Origin of the sequence: Rheinheimera sp., assembly GCF_036782235.1 — a bacterium.
Taxonomy (GTDB): Bacteria; Pseudomonadota; Gammaproteobacteria; order Enterobacterales; family Alteromonadaceae; genus Pararheinheimera.
The window spans coordinates 219,557-235,942 of sequence record NZ_DAIPZL010000001.1 but is presented as its reverse complement, the minus strand read 5'-3'; the positions used below and the strand labels follow the sequence as shown (position 1 = coordinate 235,942).

Annotated in this window: 16 protein-coding genes; 7 read left to right on the top strand and 9 right to left on the bottom strand. The window is 47.9% G+C overall.

Annotated features, from left to right (window positions below; genetic code table 11):
* The first annotated feature begins 442 nt into the window (after positions 1 to 442).
* Positions 443 to 1,444 carry a Dyp-type peroxidase gene (locus V7P87_RS01000; protein ID WP_333795759.1) on the top strand — a complete coding sequence of 334 codons (1,002 nt, stop codon included), beginning with the start codon at positions 443 to 445 and terminating at the stop codon, positions 1,442 to 1,444.
* Positions 1,445 to 1,478: 34 nt separating this feature from the next.
* Here the strand turns inward: V7P87_RS01000 and argR are convergent, their stop codons facing one another.
* Positions 1,479 to 1,937: a transcriptional regulator ArgR gene (gene argR, locus V7P87_RS00995; protein WP_333795758.1), complete on the bottom strand. Its 459-nt coding sequence runs from the start codon at positions 1,935 to 1,937 to the stop codon at positions 1,479 to 1,481.
* 247 nt (positions 1,938 to 2,184) lie between these two features.
* Here argR and mdh point away from each other — a divergent pair, with 247 nt between their 5' ends.
* Complete coding sequence (gene mdh / locus V7P87_RS00990; protein ID WP_296300161.1) at positions 2,185 to 3,123, top strand: malate dehydrogenase; 939 nt, start codon at positions 2,185 to 2,187, stop codon at positions 3,121 to 3,123.
* A gap of 99 nt (positions 3,124 to 3,222) precedes the next feature.
* Here mdh and ispB read toward each other — a convergent pair whose 3' ends face one another.
* Positions 3,223 to 4,194 carry an octaprenyl diphosphate synthase gene (ispB, locus tag V7P87_RS00985; protein WP_333795757.1) on the bottom strand — a complete coding sequence of 324 codons (972 nt, stop codon included), beginning with the start codon at positions 4,192 to 4,194 and terminating at the stop codon, positions 3,223 to 3,225.
* A gap of 205 nt (positions 4,195 to 4,399) precedes the next feature.
* Between ispB and rplU the strand changes: the two genes are divergently transcribed.
* The 5 genes from rplU to V7P87_RS00960 all read left to right on the top strand — a co-directional run bounded on the left by rplU (position 4,400) and on the right by V7P87_RS00960 (position 7,356).
* Positions 4,400 to 4,708: a 50S ribosomal protein L21 gene (gene rplU, locus V7P87_RS00980; RefSeq protein WP_333795756.1), complete on the top strand. Its 309-nt coding sequence runs from the start codon at positions 4,400 to 4,402 to the stop codon at positions 4,706 to 4,708.
* A gap of 18 nt (positions 4,709 to 4,726) precedes the next feature.
* Positions 4,727 to 4,984 carry a 50S ribosomal protein L27 gene (gene rpmA / locus V7P87_RS00975; protein ID WP_008609266.1) on the top strand — a complete coding sequence of 86 codons (258 nt, stop codon included), beginning with the start codon at positions 4,727 to 4,729 and terminating at the stop codon, positions 4,982 to 4,984.
* Positions 4,985 to 5,240: 256 nt separating this feature from the next.
* Positions 5,241 to 6,398 (top strand): Obg family GTPase CgtA, encoded by a 1,158-nt coding sequence (cgtA, locus tag V7P87_RS00970; RefSeq protein ID WP_296300163.1) that lies wholly within the window; start codon positions 5,241 to 5,243, stop codon positions 6,396 to 6,398.
* Between the two features lie 9 nt (positions 6,399 to 6,407).
* Positions 6,408 to 6,899, top strand: a complete 492-nt coding sequence (gene folA, locus V7P87_RS00965) for a type 3 dihydrofolate reductase (protein WP_333795755.1) — start codon at positions 6,408 to 6,410, stop codon at positions 6,897 to 6,899.
* A gap of 79 nt (positions 6,900 to 6,978) precedes the next feature.
* Entirely contained in the window at positions 6,979 to 7,356 is a 378-nt protein-coding gene (locus tag V7P87_RS00960) for a DUF3718 domain-containing protein (protein WP_333795754.1), read from the top strand.
* Positions 7,357 to 7,576: 220 nt separating this feature from the next.
* Here the strand turns inward: V7P87_RS00960 and V7P87_RS00955 are convergent, their stop codons facing one another.
* From V7P87_RS00955 to lptD, 7 genes are all read right to left on the bottom strand, one after another.
* Positions 7,577 to 9,589: a methyl-accepting chemotaxis protein gene (locus V7P87_RS00955; protein WP_333795753.1), complete on the bottom strand. Its 2,013-nt coding sequence runs from the start codon at positions 9,587 to 9,589 to the stop codon at positions 7,577 to 7,579.
* Positions 9,590 to 9,677: 88 nt separating this feature from the next.
* Positions 9,678 to 10,490: a symmetrical bis(5'-nucleosyl)-tetraphosphatase gene (locus V7P87_RS00950; RefSeq protein WP_333795752.1), complete on the bottom strand. Its 813-nt coding sequence runs from the start codon at positions 10,488 to 10,490 to the stop codon at positions 9,678 to 9,680.
* Positions 10,491 to 10,492: 2 nt separating this feature from the next.
* Positions 10,493 to 10,870, bottom strand: a complete 378-nt coding sequence (gene apaG, locus V7P87_RS00945) for a Co2+/Mg2+ efflux protein ApaG (RefSeq protein WP_333795751.1) — start codon at positions 10,868 to 10,870, stop codon at positions 10,493 to 10,495.
* Positions 10,863 to 11,681 carry a 16S rRNA (adenine(1518)-N(6)/adenine(1519)-N(6))-dimethyltransferase RsmA gene (rsmA, locus tag V7P87_RS00940; RefSeq protein ID WP_333795750.1) on the bottom strand — a complete coding sequence of 273 codons (819 nt, stop codon included), beginning with the start codon at positions 11,679 to 11,681 and terminating at the stop codon, positions 10,863 to 10,865. The genes apaG and rsmA overlap by 8 nt, the downstream gene beginning before the upstream one ends.
* A complete protein-coding gene (gene pdxA / locus V7P87_RS00935) occupies positions 11,674 to 12,669 on the bottom strand; it encodes a 4-hydroxythreonine-4-phosphate dehydrogenase PdxA (protein ID WP_333795749.1) in 996 nt (331 codons plus the stop codon). The genes rsmA and pdxA overlap by 8 nt, the downstream gene beginning before the upstream one ends.
* Positions 12,666 to 13,958 (bottom strand): peptidylprolyl isomerase SurA, encoded by a 1,293-nt coding sequence (surA, locus tag V7P87_RS00930; RefSeq protein WP_333795748.1) that lies wholly within the window; start codon positions 13,956 to 13,958, stop codon positions 12,666 to 12,668. The genes pdxA and surA overlap by 4 nt, the downstream gene beginning before the upstream one ends.
* Before the next feature lie 11 nt (positions 13,959 to 13,969).
* Complete coding sequence (gene lptD / locus V7P87_RS00925) at positions 13,970 to 16,261, bottom strand: LPS assembly protein LptD (protein ID WP_333795747.1); 2,292 nt, start codon at positions 16,259 to 16,261, stop codon at positions 13,970 to 13,972.
* Between the last annotated feature and the right edge of the window lie 125 nt (positions 16,262 to 16,386).

Here is a 16,386-nt window from a genome sequence, read left to right as displayed (position 1 = left end):
TGAGCCGTCCGCTGTCCTTATTAAAATCATCCTGATTTTAAAGCTCATCCTGAGCTGTCCAATGTCCTTATTAAAATCATCCTGATTTTAAAGCTCGTCCTGAGCTGTCCTACTCCCTGCTGCGGCGGTCCTCGTCGCAGAGCTCTTCCTGAACTTCCTGAATCCTTTTACTTCCCTAACCTGATGCTTATCCTTGCACCGGCTGATATCCGTCATGTCCAGTGAGCATAGTATGATGGAAAAAGGCGGTGAGATGAGGCTTGTAGGAAAACAGCGTAGACTGAAATAAGATTGCAATATCGAACATTTTCAATAAAGTGATTTGATATCAGTGCCTTATGCTGTTGTGTTATTTATTTGTTGCAGATTAAATCTGTGATTGCTTACTTATATGTGAGATATATCTCACAACAACAGGGCGTAATTGTCAGCGAAATGCCAAATGATGGTAATTTTCAAAGCGAGCTATTATCCTGTCCACCTTTCTGTAGATAGTCTTTTCGGAGCCACCCCTGACATGGCGCGCGAACAGTTTGGTATTTGTGCTGAAGCAAACTTACATGGATTTGTTTTTCTTATCAATGCATTGGATGGTCACCACGCGCAGCTTCGGCTGCAGTTGGCCAGAGTGCCAGCTCTGGTACAACATTTGTCAGATCAATTTTCCGAGTCTAATTTATCGGCAGTCATTGCAGTTGGAGCCGGATATTGGGATTCGCTTTATCCTGCCGTACGACCCCAGAATCTCCACTCTTTTCCGCCATTGGTGGTCGATGATTTGGAGATGCCAGCCTCACCTTTTGATCTGTTATTACAAATCCGCTCCGATCGTTATGATGTTTTGCATCTGGCTGCGCAACAGTGTTTTCAGTTACTGCAACCCTATGTCGAAATTCAGGAGCAAATTCATGCCTTCAGATATATGGATGGCCGTGATTTAACCGGATTTATTGATGAACCCAGAGCACCAAAAGGGCGCAGAAAGCGTGAATTTGCTTTAGTTTCTGCAGGAGCAGATCCAGTATTTGCCGGGGGTAGCTATTTACATTTCCAGCGTTATCGCCTCGATCTACATCGTTGGCAACAGCTGACGCAAAGTCAGCAGGAAATGATTATGGGTTATAAAAAAATGGACGGCAGTCTTATCCCTAGCGCCCAATTAAGTGCGCAGAGCCATGCGGTCTGTGCCTCTTTACAATCTGAATTTAATCAGCAACTGCCGTTGTTGTTTCAGAATATGCCATATGGGCAGTTGAAGGTTCAGGGCATGCTTACACTGGGTTTTTCTGCTGACGGCACCAGCTACCTGAAATGGTTGAAACAACGGATGGGCCAAAGCGGCCTACAGAATTATGATCTGTTACTGGATTATATTCAGTCTGACTGCGGAGCCGCTTTTTTTGCGCCTTCCATCAGTTTTATGGAGCAGGAAGCCGGTTTATAAACCGGCCATCGGGCAGTCAACTGAGTTAAACTGCTTAAAATAAAGCTGTGACATTAGCCAACGTCTGATTGATATTTTTCACGCTGGTCGGCGCTATAAATATCGTGTCATCGCCAGCAATAGTGCCAAGCACGCCCTCTGCTTTGCCAACCGAGTCCAGTAATCTGGCGATCAGTTGAGCCGCTCCTGGGCTAGTGCGGATAATAATCATCACATCGTTATGTTCGATATCAAGCACCAGCTGACGTAACGGGCTTTTGGTGGTTGGCACCCCAAGCTCCGGAGGCAAACAATACACCATTTCCTGTCTAGCATTGCGTGTTCGCACTGCACCATATCGGCTTAACATTCTCGACACTTTGGACTGACTGACATTGTCAAAGCCTTCAGCTTTTAATGCTTCAACAATGTCACTTTGCGAGCCAAAACGCTCTTCTTTTAACAGAGATTTAAAGGCTGAAATCAGTGCTTCTTGTTTAGATTGTTTGGTCATGATGATTCTTTCTTAGCAAATTTACCGGCCAGTTTGAGCAAAGTTACCACAGCTGAGCAACGAAGGCAGTAAAATCGATGCAGTTACGCTAAAATGGCTAGACTTTTGGAGAATATCTAACCACTGAAAAACGTGTTGTAATGCGTGTTTTAATTGCACGTTATGCACAGAAGTCATTTGTAATTTGCCCATGATTTCAGTATTGTTGGGCGCGTTTTTTAACAGAACCGTAAATTGGGAGAATAGCATGAAAGTTGCCGTATTAGGTGCTGCTGGTGGTATCGGTCAGGCCTTATCTTTATTACTGAAGTTAAACCTGCCAGCCGGTACGGATTTAGCGTTATATGACCTGGCTCCGGTCACTCCTGGCGTCGCGGTAGATTTAAGCCATATCCCTACAGCTGTAAAAGTGACAGGCCATGGTAAAGAAGATTTGAATGCTGCATTAGCAGGCGCTGACATCGTGATGATCCCGGCCGGTATGCCACGTAAACCTGGTATGGATCGCTCAGATTTATTCAATATCAACGCTGGTGTGGTTAAAACTCTGGCTGAAGCTATTGTGCAGCAGTGTCCAAAAGCGCTGGTTGGTATTATTACCAATCCGGTAAATACAACAGTTGCTATCGCCGCTGAAGTTTTCAAAAAAGCCGGTACATACGATGCACGACGTCTGTTTGGTGTAACCACACTGGACGTGATCCGCGCCGAAACTTTTGTGGGTGAATTAAAAGGCAAAAACCCAGCCAACGTGATCGTGCCGGTAATCGGTGGCCACAGCGGCACTACTATTCTGCCGTTGCTGTCTCAGGTTGAAGGTGTGAGCTTCACTGATGAAGAAATTTCTTCATTAACCTACCGTATCCAGAATGCTGGTACTGAAGTGGTTGAAGCCAAAGCCGGTGGCGGTTCAGCAACTTTATCTATGGGTCAGGCTGCAGCCCGTTTCTGCGTGTCTTTAGTCAAAGGCCTGCAAGGTGAAGCTGTCACTGAATACGCTTATGTTGAAGGCAACGGCGAACACGCCCGCTTCTTCGCTCAGCCTGTTACTTTAGGTAAAAATGGCGTTGAAGCCTTGCTGCCAATTGGCACCTTAAGTGCTTATGAGCAAAAAGCGATGAACGATATGCTGCCAACATTAAAAGCAGATATCACTTTAGGCGAAGAGTTTGTTAACAAAGCTTAATGCCTGATAGATATAAAAAAGCCAGCTGATGCTGGCTTTTTTTATGGTTTTGTTTGCAGTTTCTGAAACATTCTGTGCGCTGATAAGCACGGACAGTTGTTAGTGATTCCGGTCTACCGCCATATCAGCCAACGCTAATAATGCGGCCTTGTAAGGCGATTCCGCCAGGAAGGAAATCGCATCACGGGCTTTTTGCGCTTCTTGTTCGGCAATATTGCGGGTGTATTCAAAGGCTTGGGTTTGTTCCAGCGCCGCCATAATCTCATCGAGGCGGCTCAGACCATTGGCTTCAACAATAGCTTCGCGGATTAACGCTTGTTGCTGCGTATTGCCGTGTTTCAGAGCGTGAATGAGCGGTAATGTCGGTTTGCCTTCGGCCAGGTCATCGCCAACGTTTTTACCCAACTCATCGACATTTGCCTGATAATCCAGCACATCGTCAATCAGCTGGAAAGCGGTACCCAGATGCATGCCGTAAGCCTGCATTGCTGAGATCACTGTTTCATCCTGCTCAGACAGCACGGCTGCCAGTTGAGTTGCAGCTTCAAATAACTTGGCGGTTTTGCAGTAGATAACCTGCATATAACTTTCTTCAGTGGTGTCCGGGTCGTTGACATTCATCAACTGTAATACTTCACCTTCAGCAATAATATTGGTGGCATCAGCGAGGATTTCCATCACGCGCATTCTGCCAAGCGACACCATCAGCTGGAATGAACGGGTATAAAGGAAGTCTCCAACCAGCACGCTTGCTTGATTGCCAAAAACCGCGTTGGCGGTTTCTTTACCACGGCGCAGCATAGACTCATCAACAACATCGTCGTGCAGCAAAGTGGCGGTATGAATAAACTCTATAATAGTGGCCAGGGTGACATGCTGCTGCCCCTGGTAACCCAGTGCACGGGCTGCCAGCACGGCCAGTAGTGGGCGTAACCTTTTGCCACCACTATTGACGATATAAATGCCGAGTTGATTAATTAAAGCGACATCTGAACTGAGCTGAGAGAAGATGTGCTGGTTGACTGCTGTCATGTCGTTTTGACTTAACAGCTTGATTTCATCGAGCGTCATTCTGAATAACTGCACCAACGGTTAAAGTGGCTTGATTCTACACCAAGACCTATATTGGCAAAACTAAAAGTCTCACATTTTGTGAACTGCTGATCTTTTTCAGAATTCCTCTTGCGACGGTAGGGGAAATTGCGTACAATTCGCGCCCTGTGAATATAATTAACACGCCCCTTATCTGGCTGGCGTGATCTGTACGGAGTTAACTATGTACGCGGTTTTCCAAAGTGGTGGCAAACAGCACCGTGTGACTGAAGGCCAAACCCTTCGTCTAGAAAAACTGGACTTAGAAAAGGGTGCAACCGTTGAATTCGCTGCGCTGATGATCGTTAACGGCGAAGAAGTCAAAATCGGTACTCCTTTAGTTGAAGGCAGTAAAGTAATTGCGGAAGTGGTCGATCATGACCGTGGCGATAAAGTAAAAATCGTTAAATTCCGTCGTCGTAAACACTACCGTAAACAAGCTGGCCACCGTCAGTGGTTTACTGAAGTGAAAATTACTGGCATCAGCGCTTAATTTCAGGAGTAACGACTCATGGCAAGTAAAAAAGGTGTAGGTAGTACACGTAACGGTCGTGATTCAGAAGCGAAACGCTTAGGTGTTAAGCGTTTTGGCGGTGAGTCAGTATTAGCCGGTAACATCATCGTGCGTCAACGTGGTACTAAGTTCCACGCTGGTTCAAACGTTGGTATCGGTAAAGACCACACTTTATTCGCTTTAACTGACGGTAAAGTTAAGTTTGAAGTGAAAGGTGAACACAATCGTAAGTTCGTGAGCATTGTCAGCGAATAATCCGAAAGTTTCCGGAAAAAGCCCCGCCCAGTGCGGGGTTTTTTTTACGTGAAAGCCGATGGGCTGACGCAGCAGCAAAATAAGTGAAGTGCTTGCTTTGGCAAGTTTCACAGAAGTTAGTTGGTGTTTATTCTGAATGAATAACACCATAGTGTTCCAGTGATGCACTGGTCTGGCGCAGTAATCCAGCTCATTTAGCCGATTCTGCGCATTCGGTTTATACTAAACCGCCAGCAACAACAGCAGGATATTGCAGATGAAATTCGTAGATGAAGCGGTGATCCGCGTCGAAGCCGGTGATGGTGGTAACGGTATTATCAGTTTCCGCCGCGAAAAGTTTATTTCAAAAGGCGGCCCAAACGGCGGTGACGGCGGTGATGGCGGCGACGTCTATTTATTGGCTGACAGCAACCTCAATACCTTGGTTGATTATCAATTTGAGAAAATCCATATTGCAGCCCGCGGTCAGAATGGCATGAGTACCAACTGCACCGGTAAAAGAGGTGAAGATTTGGTGTTGCGCGTGCCGGTTGGCACCCGCGCTGTTGATATCGATACCAATGAATCGCTGGGCGATCTGACACAAAATGGTCAGAAGCTGATGGTTGCCAAAGGTGGCTGGCATGGTTTGGGCAATGCGCGTTTTGCCAGCAGCACCAACCGTACACCACGCAAAAAAACCAATGGCACGCCGGGTGAAGTACGTAACCTGCGCTTAGAGCTGTTATTGCTGGCTGATGTGGGTATGTTGGGTTTACCGAATGCCGGGAAATCGACTTTTATCCGTGCTGTTTCATCGGCAAAGCCAAAAGTAGCCGATTATCCATTTACTACTCTGGTCCCCAATCTTGGTGTTGTGCGCACCGAAAGCAGCAAGTCTTTTGTTATTGCCGATATTCCGGGTTTGATTGAAGGGGCATCAGAAGGGGCAGGCCTTGGTATTCAGTTCTTAAAGCACCTTGAGCGTTGCGGTTTGTTATTACATATGGTGGATGTGTTGCCGGCTGACGGTTCAGATCCGGCAGAAAATGCCCAGGTGATTATTCAGGAGCTGGCGAAATACAGTGACAAGCTGGCGCATAAACCACGTTGGCTGGTTTTTAACAAGATTGATCTGGTGCTGGAAGACGAGTTAGACGAAATCAAACAGCGGGTGATTGAAGCGATTCAGTGGGACGGCCCAGTGTACACAGTGTCGGCAGCGTCGCGCACCAACACAGATAAAATGTGTCAGGATATTCAGGCCTATCTGGATGCACTGCCAAAAGAGCAGCCCACAGAGCAGTTATTGGATCCGGTTCAGTTTAAGTGGGATGACTATCATGATCAGGTGATGGATTTATCTGATGATCTGGATGATGACGATGATTTTGACGAAGACGATTATGATGTTGAAGTTATTTATCGCCGTTAAGGAAATCGTATGAAAATAGCGCTGGTTGCGGCAATGGCCAATGGCAATGTCATTGGTCTGAACAATCAGATGCCCTGGCATATGCCGGCAGACTTAGCACACTTTAAAAAAGTGACGCTGGGGAAGCCGGTGATTATGGGGCGTAAGACTTATGATTCTATTGGCAGACTGCTGCCCGGCCGACGCAATATTATTATCAGCAGGCAATCAGCCCCTGAAGGGTTTAGCGCTGACTGGGTAGATTCTGTTGAAGCTGCGCTGGCGCTGGTTGCCGGACAGGAAGAAGTGATGATTATCGGCGGCGCTCAGTTATATCAGCAAATGTTAGCCAGAGCCGACCGGCTTTATCTGACGCATATTATGCTGGACACTGAAGGGGATGCCTTTTTCCCAAACTATCAGCAACAGCAAGGATGGCAGCAAATTTGGGTGGAAGAACACCCGGCTGATGAGCACAACCCTTACCCGTATCGCTTTGTGTTACTTGAAAAAACTTCCTGAGTGGCAGGTGCATTGCAGAGCTAATCACATGTTGCTACTATTAGTCGGTTCCTGATCCCAACAGTCTGAGAGGTCGTCTATGAAAGTATTACCAGCGATGTTATGTGGTTCGCTGTTAACTGGTCTGTTCGTGGTTACTCCTGCAGCTTACGCCGATCAACAGCTGGCGGCATCCATGTGTGATTATATTAAGGCAGACGATAAAAACCGTTTTCGTAAGTTGTTAAGCGATAACCGCTTGCGCTTACGCAACATTTACGATGGTGTGATGTGTGATGGCAATTCAATGATCCGCCACGCCGTTATCAATAAAGCCGCAGGGGCAGGTGAGTTTATTATCAAGCAGCTACCGGCAGCGCAAATTAATGCTTCAGGCGATATAGCCTGGGCTGAAGCAAACCATGCAGGTTCACCGCTGATTGCGGTATTAAAAGAACGTGCCGGTAGTGGCGAATAAGCCAAATCTGAAAAAACCGCTGATACAGCGGTTTTTTTGTGCCGTTTTTCCGAAGCAGAAAATGTTGATGCTAAGCGCAGCCTAACCTTCAGAGCAACCTCAGATTTTCGGATGAGTTGAATACTTTAGAATTGCAGTAAACAAATACAGCGCTGGTTATGTAGCTTAACGCCGCAAATAAAAAAGGAGCTCATTGAGCTCCTTTTTACATTCAGTAAAATCAGACTTTAAACTGGTCGACAGACTGACGCAGTTCTTCCGCCAGTCGAGCCACTTCATGGCTTGAATCTGACGTTTGTTCGGCACCAGATGCGGTCTCTTCCGCGATATTTACAATAGATTCCAGCAATTTGCTGATTTCATGTGAAACTTGGTTTTGTTCGCGGGCGGCATGAGAGATTTGCTCACTCATATCGTGTGCCATATGCACTGCATGGGTGATAGAGTCCAGCGCTTCTGCGGCAACTTCAGTCTGGGCGACGCAGTTTTCTGCCTGACGGCGACCTTTATTCATCGCTTCTACCGCCGCATGGGCGCCGGATTGCAGTACCTGAATCATCGCCTGAATTTCCTGGGTTGAAGACTGGGTTTTGCTGGCTAAAGAACGCACTTCATCAGCAACCACCGCAAAACCACGACCCTGTTCACCAGCGCGGGCAGCTTCAATAGCGGCATTTAATGCCAGCAGGTTGGTTTGTTCGGCGATGCCACGAATCACATCCAGAATGCTGCCGATAGAGGCGCTGTCCTGATGCAGTTTGTTGATGACTTTAGAAGCTTGTTCAACTTCCTGAGACAGCTGCAGAATGGTCTGTTTGTTGGTATTGGAAATACCTTTTACCCGCTCAGCTTCGCTGTCGGCATGTTTAATTTCAGCCAGAGCATCGCTTGAACTTTGCAATACACCCTGTGAGGTACTGCTCATTTCAGTAGTTGCTGTAGCCGCCTGAGTGACCTGAGACTTCTGCTCACGAATGGCCTGAGTTGACTGCACAGTAATGGCTGACGTTTGTTCGGAAGCAGCAGCCAACTGGGTAGAGCGGGAAATAATACCTTGAATTAATTGACGCAGATTGCTGATCACCTGGTTGCAGTTACGCGCCAGTTCACCAAATTCGTCTGAGGCCGAGTCATCCAGTTTTTTCGTCAGGTCACCAGAAGCGACTACGCCTAAAATCTCGTTCACTTTGGCCAATGGCGTGGTGATGCTGCGGACTGTGACTAACGCAATACCTACGGCCAGCACAATAGATACCAGTACAACGATAAAAATCACTACTACGGCATTGCTGACCCCAGACTCTGCAGCCTGCTGGATTTCACCTGCAGCGCTTCTGGCTTTACTTAATAACTGGTTCAGTGCTGACACTGCGTCTGTCGTTTGCTGTTCTGCAGTGGTGAGCATCTTTTGCGCTGAGGCTGTCGCAGTCAGACGTTGTTCTTTCAGTGCCAGAATACCGTCATTTGCATTTAACAGGTCGTTAATAGCGGTAATTTTATCTGCCAGATCGGCCACCATTTCTACTGAACTGCCGGCTTCATCCTGCATCACTGTCATTTTGGCTGAGATATCACTGATGCGGTTTTTAATTTCATTGCTCAGGGTTTCACTGGTGGTTGGGGTATTGGTGCGGAGTAAATCAACCACAGTAGACACCAGCGAGTTTAAGCTAGTTTCCATCTCTGATGCGGCGGCATAAGATTTTGGAAAACGGCTGCTGGCATTACGGACATCGGTAAAATCGAGAATCAAAGAGGCGGCATCGTCTGAATTACCTTCCAAATCAGACAATTTGTTGTCCAGCTGGTCACGTAATGTCAGGCTTTTGCTCAGCGCGGCAAACAGCTCGCTGCTGGTTGGGATAAATTGCTCGTAAGCGGAGTTCACTTGTTTAAAACTAGCGGCCAGTTCAGGCTCTGCAGCAACCACGGATTGCAGTGATTTAGCCGCGGCGTCATAAAGCGCTTTTTCGGCCTGGAATTGACCTTCCAGTGTGGCCACATTTTTCACTTCATCAGCATAATAAGCCTGCAGGCTTACTTTGCTCATTTTTACAAACTCACTCTGTAAGGTTGCGCTGTTTTCAAGGGCGGGAATAGAGATGGTGTTTACCTGGCTGGTTGAATCACTAATATTACTCAGACTGATATAAGACGTGATACCGATGAACAACAACAGCAGTGAAATAACACCAAAGCCACCCACAATACGCAGTGCTACAGTTAACTTCATATGGAACTCCCAACGGGTTTTTAATTAGTCGCGCAAATTTGCGGCGGCCCGGCCTGACGACCAATTTGTCTTTCGGAAAACGACTGTATTATAGTTGTTTTATATATCCAGTAACACTATAACGCCGTTGCGATTCAATACAATAGGCCGTCAAAGAATTACCCCAGACACAACCTGTGTCAAGCGCATGGATCTGCTCCACATCGCAGCTTCCTTGCAGTGCAGCCCAATGACCAAAAAATATGGTTGGGTGCGGTGTATAGCGCCAGAACTCGAACCAGGGAATTAAATCCGGGTTTGCTGACACTTCCCCTTTTTCTTTAAGCTCAAGTCTGCCATCCGCCAGACAATAACGCATCCGGGTACAAGCGTTGATGGTAAACCGGTGGCGGGCTGCCTGATCGGTGGCATCCTGCCATAAATCGGGTTGGTTGCCATACATCTGGCTAAATAACAACGCTGCATTCTGTTGAAGGCTTTGGCTTACTTCAGCTGCTGCGCTCAGGGCTGTAGGCAAACTCCAGCCCGGAGCTAAACCGGCATGCACCAGCAGCAGTTGTTCCTGCCTGTTAAAGTGCATCAGTGGTTGTTGTATGAGCCAATCTGCCAGTTGATGTAAATCAGGTGCTTGTTGCAGTTGCTGCAGCTGATCTGCGGCGCTTACCCGGCCATAACCATGCAAGGATGCTAAAAAATTTAAGTCGTGATTACCAAGCACTGTGATGGCGTTGTCGGCCAGGGCCCTGACAAAGCGTAAGGTTTGCAGTGACTGTGGGCCGCGGGCGATTAAATCGCCGCAGAACCACAGTTGATCGCGGTCAGGGTTAAAATTGATTTTTATCAGCAGCTGCTGCAATTGCTCAAAGCAGCCCTGTACGTCTCCAATCACATATCTTGGCATCGTCAGTTCAGAATATTAGGGACAGCCAGGCGGAACACCGGAATAGGGGCGTTAAATATTTCACCCGATTCGGTTTTCATTTCATAGTGGCCCTGCATAGTGCCAACCGGAGTTTCCAGTACGGCACCGCTGGTGTAGCTGTAGCTGCTGCCGGGAGCCAGCTCTGGTTGTTCGCCCACTACACCATCACCATAAACTTCAGAGTTTTTGCCGTTCGCATCAGTGATAGACCAATAACGGCGTAACAGCTGCACCAGCACTGGGCTGTCATTGCGGATGGTAATGGTATAAGCAAACACATAGCGGTTTGCCGCTTCATCCGACTGATTTTCAATATAAAAAGTGTCGACTTGAATAGGAATGGAATAACGCTCAGTCATGCTTTACATCCGGTTGTTGCGATAACCACTTGGCAATACGGATAAACTCACTGACCGGGAGTTGTTCCGGTCTTAACGAAGGGTCTATACCCAAAGCTTCAATCTGCTCTGCTGTGGCGAAGTTGCTAAAACAGTTGCGTAAGGTTTTACGGCGCTGATTAAAAGCTTCCAGGCAAACGCGGTTCAGCACAGCCACAGGCACGCCGTCGCGTTCACTGTCGCTTTTCGGAATAAGCCGCACTACAGCTGAATCGACTTTTGGCGCAGGTTTAAAAGCGCCAGGGCCTACTTCAACCACCGGCATGGCGTGGCAGAAAAACTGTGTCATTACACTTAAACGGCCATAAGTTTTTGAGCCATGGCCAGCAGTCATCCGCTCTACTACTTCTTTTTGCAGCATAAAGTGCATGTTTTCAATGTGATTGGTAAATTCAAACAGATGAAACAGCAGTGGGGTAGAGATGTTATAGGGCAAATTACCAAAAATTTTCAGTTTGCCACCATCAGGTACCAGGGTGCTGAAATCAAATTTCATTGCATCGCCCTGATGGATGGTCAGCTTGTCGGCAAGCACCGGATGTTCACGCAAACGCTGAGCCAAATCACGGTCTAGTTCCACCACCGTTAAGTGGCCTGCTTGTTCCGCGACAGGTTCAGTCAGGGCGCCAAGGCCTGGGCCGATTTCAACCAGATGCTCGCCGGGTTTTGGTGCTATGGCTTTAACAATACGTTCAATGACCACAGGGTCGTGCAAGAAATTCTGGCCAAATCTTTTACGGGCCGTATGGCCTAAGTGTACTTTATCATTCATGAGATAATTTCGATTGAGTCGCTAAAAATATCGCCTGATCAAGGGCATGCAGCATACTGCCCGCATCGGCTTTGCCGCTGCCGGCTAAATCCAAAGCGGTGCCGTGATCGACGGAAGTGCGGATAAGGGGTAAACCCAGGCTGATATTCACCGAGCGGCCAAAACCTTTGTATTTCAGCACCGGCAAACCCTGATCGTGATACATCGCCAGCACGGCATCAGCATTGTCCAGGTACTTGGGTTGGAACAGGGTGTCGGCAGGTAATGGCCCGACGAGATCCATACCTTCGGCGCGCAGCTCGTTCAGTGCCGGGATCATCACGTCAATTTCTTCACGGCCGAGGTGACCATCTTCACCGGCATGCGGATTCAGGCCACAGACGTAAATTCTGGGTTTGGCGATAGCAAATTTTTGCTGTAGATCCTGCTGCAAAATACGCAGCACCTGTTGTAACCGTTCACGGGTGATAGCTTTGGCCACATAAGCCAGTGGAATATGGGTGGTCGCCAGCGCCACACGCAGTCCCTCGGTCGCCAGCATCATCACTACATAAGGTGTGTTTGATTGCTGGGCAAAAAATTCGGTATGGCCGCTAAAGGGTATACCGGCTTTATTAATAATGCCTTTGTGCACAGGGCCTGTCACAATAGCGGCAAACTCACCACTGATGGATTTTTCCCCGACAAAACGTAGTGTATCCACCACATAATGACCGTTATTTTCATTCAGTACGCCCGGAATGACCGGCTGAGGTGTCTGAAAGGCGGCAATGGTCAGGGTTCCCGCTTGCTGCGGTTTTGCTTCTTGTTCGCTTTGATAGGGTGACAAGGTTAATGGCAGCCCAAGTTGGGCCGCCCTTTGACTTAATACGGCAGGATCGGCGCAGACCACCAGCTCAACAGGCCAGCTTCGTTGCGCCAGTTGTACCACCAGATCCGGCCCTATACCAGCGGGCTCGCCAGGTGTGATGCCGATACGTAACGTCATTCAGCGTCCGCCAGAATTTCTATATAGGCCTGGTCACGAAGTTCACGCAAGAAGTTACTGGACTCTTCGTTGTAACGGCGGTTAAAAATCAATCGTGCCGCTTGCTCACGTTTTTTCTCGGCTGTTGCATCGACAGTGCGGCGGTCATGCAACTGAATAACGTGCCAGCCAAATTCAGAGGCAAAAGGTTCACTGATCTCACCTTTTTTCAGCGTAGCCAGAGTATTACGGAAGGAAGTGACATATTTGGCCGGATCGGCCCAACCCAGTTCGCCACCTTTGAGTTTGGAACCTGGGTCTTCGGAATGGGTTTTCGCAAACTCTGCAAAATCGGCTTTGCCAGCTTTAAAATCTTTGACAAAAGTGGTCAGCATGTTTTTGGCTTTTTCGTCGCTGAGAATAATGGACGGTTTGATCAGCACATGACGGGCGTTCACTTCTTCAAATTCCACCACGTTAGCGCCTTTGATATCAAAAATAGTCAGAATATGAAAACCAGCACCTGACCGCAGCGGGCCAATCAGATCTTTTTTCTTTTTACCGCGCACCTGGTCAGCAAACAAAGTTGGCATTTCGTTGATATTCATCCAGCCCATATCACCACCTTCCAGTGCTGTTTCAGCGGATGACGAGGCAATAGCAATTTTTTTGAAGTCGCTGCCGGAACGCAATAACTCCAGCACTTTTTTCGCTTTATCTTCGGCTTCTTTCATTTGTTCTGCGCTTGGCTCGCTTGGCAGCGCGATCAGGATATGTCCGATATTATATTGTTCGTTACTGGCGCCTTGTTGTTCCATCAGTTTCAGCACAGTATCAACTTCTTGCGGGCTTACATAAATACGACGTTGTACGTTGGCACGCAGTACTTCACCTGTGGTGATTTCTTCACGCAGCCGCTCGCGGAACAATTCGTAACTGCCTTCTTCCTGCACCACCTGCGCTCGCAGTTGGGTGACCGTCATTTTTTGTTCTCTGGCGATATTTTCAATGGTTTCATCCAGTTGTGGATCTGTGATCTGTAAGCCCATCCGCTTGGCCATTTGCATCTGCAGGTTATTCAGAATGAGTCGTTCCAGCGCCTGAGTGCGAAGTGCACGGTCTGAAGGCAGCGTCTGGTTTTGCGCTGCGGCATTTTTTTTCACCCGGGCCACCATGTCTGATACTTCGCTGTCCAGTACCACACCGTTGTTGACAATAGCGGCAACTGCATCAATTTTGGTTTCGGCAGCCTGGCTGCTCAGCATGAAGCAGGTTGTTACGGCAACAGCAATCAACTTTTGTAACTTCATAAATTTCCACATTAATTATTAAGTAAATAAGGGCGGCGATATCCGAAGATGCCGCTGGATAACATATCTGACACATCAAATCCGGCTGAATCACCGAATCCTTTTAACACAAAACGCAACGCAATGCCGCTGTCCAGTTTCACCGGATTGTTTGGATTATTCACCAACAACTCCAGATTGGTTTCAATCTGACGGCGGGCAACCAGTCGGATAGCCCAGCAACAGGATTCGTATTGCAGACCGATATTGGCTTCAATCATCCGGTCATTATTGATATCACGGTAATAACTGGCAACAGCCTGCCACTGTTCGGCAATCGGCATAGTGCCGAGGGCGCCAAGCTGGGCAATTTCGGTGTTTGAGACATAACGGCTGTATCTATGGTTCAACTGAAATAGTTTTTTATCATCACTGCGATAATCCAGTGTGACATTACTTTTCACCATGCGTTTATTTTCTGCGTCGTATTGCACACCACCATTGAGGAACCAGTTTTGTTGCCAGTGCACCAGTGTTTCGGCGGCAAAAATCGACTCAGTGGCAGCAATAGCCTGTGGGTCTGTGTTGCCGTCGGTTGGATCCAGTAAAGCCTGTGTTTTTGGGTCGGCTAAAAATAAAATCTGGCCCATGCTGAACCTGAAACGTTCGGTTTCGTTGGCATCATAGACCCGGGTGGTCCAGCCCAGTGTCAGCTGGTTGGCGTCGTTGATCCGATCCAGACCAGAATAGCGGTTCTGGCGGAATAAGCCCGAATAGTCGTCCTGCAATCTGGCGGTGTCGTACAGTTCAATATTTTGTTGATCGCGAAACGGGATATACAAATATTGCAGCTGGGGCTCCAGAGTTTGTACTGAATCCTGACCAAACCAGTTGGTATCCCGTTCAAAATTCAGTTTGCCGTTCAGGCTGAGTTTTGGCAGGCTGCGCGCGACCGACTCATCCAGCACCACACTTGGCTCAGTGGTTTTTTGCTGATAATAGGTATGCAGCAAACTGCCTTCGAGTGTCAGTTCCAGTGCCGGTGTGCTATAAGGCAGCCGCACTGTGGGTTCCAGATGTACCCGGTCGGCGCTGCGTTTGTAAAGGTCGTCATTCTCAAAATGGGCGTATTGACCTGCCCACAACAGCTGGACATTTTCTGTGAGCTGCAGCGGTTTAGCCGAACTAAAATCCCACTGCGGTAAAGCACTAAAGGCTTTGTTGTAGTTACCCAGAATTTCAAAACCCTGCAGCTGGATATCAGAATGCACATAGTCGCCGTAATAACTTAAATTGGCCTGGCGATACAGCTGAGTGTCACTCTGGTTATTGATGGCAGAACCCAGTTCTGTCAGGTAAGCATCGTCGCTGACATCGGTAAAATCGACACTGGCGCGCCAGCGATCACTAAAATCAGCCAGATGGCTGACATGAGATAAATAACGGGCACCAAAATCGGCAGCCTTCTCCTGATCTTTATCCAGATATTCCAGATATAAAGAACCACGTTGTGTTTCAGTCAGATAGCGGAATTCAGAGTTTAGCTGAGTACCACGCTGGCTCATATAACGGGGGGTTAAAGTTGCATCGTAGTTGTCGGCCAGGTTCAGATAATAGGGCAGGGCCACATCTAAACCGAGTTTTTGGGAACTACCGATATTGGGAAATAACACGCCTGTTTTGCGTTTGTTGCTGACAGGGTAAGTCATATAAGGCAGATACAACACCGGCACCCCTTTGATTTTCACAAAGGAATTCCAGGCTTCACCCCAGCCATCATCGGCATTGATTTGAATTTTTTCGGCTTCTAAAGCCCAGCCATTGTCACCATCAGGGCAAGTGGTAAAACTGGCCTGGTTCAGCTCAACACTTTGATCTGATGCGGACATTTTCGCCGCATAACCGCGGCCCGCCTGGCCTAAAAAACGGTATTCAGCATCTTGCAGTGTCACTTTATTTTCAGCGAGCAGAGCGCTGAACGAGCTGCTGCTGACTTTAAGCATAGAGCTGTAATAACTGATGCCGCCGTCGGCAGACATGCTCTGCTCAGGTTTACTAAAACGGGCGCTGGGGGCTGTTAATAAAGTGTCGCGGTAGGTCAGCTGTACTGTGTCACTAAATTCGGCAATCTGATTGCCAATCAGCTCGGCCCGGCCAGAATCAATGCGTAGCTGGTTGTCGTTTTTATTGAGGCTGGCCAGCATAGGGGGCAAGTCGGGTTTGGGGTAGCACTGCAGTACTGGTGTGGCGGCATAAGAAAACCATGGCGCAGCAGCACCACCGATCGCCAGCAGTATCCATTGATTTAATAAAGTTCGTTTCATCCCGCAGTCTCAGAGTAGAAGCCTTGCTGCAGTTGCATCGTTGCAAAAACAGCAGGTTGGCCATGATAAAGCAATTTTATGGTTGTTGCTAATCAGATATAGTGCGCACTTTGACCTGATGGGAG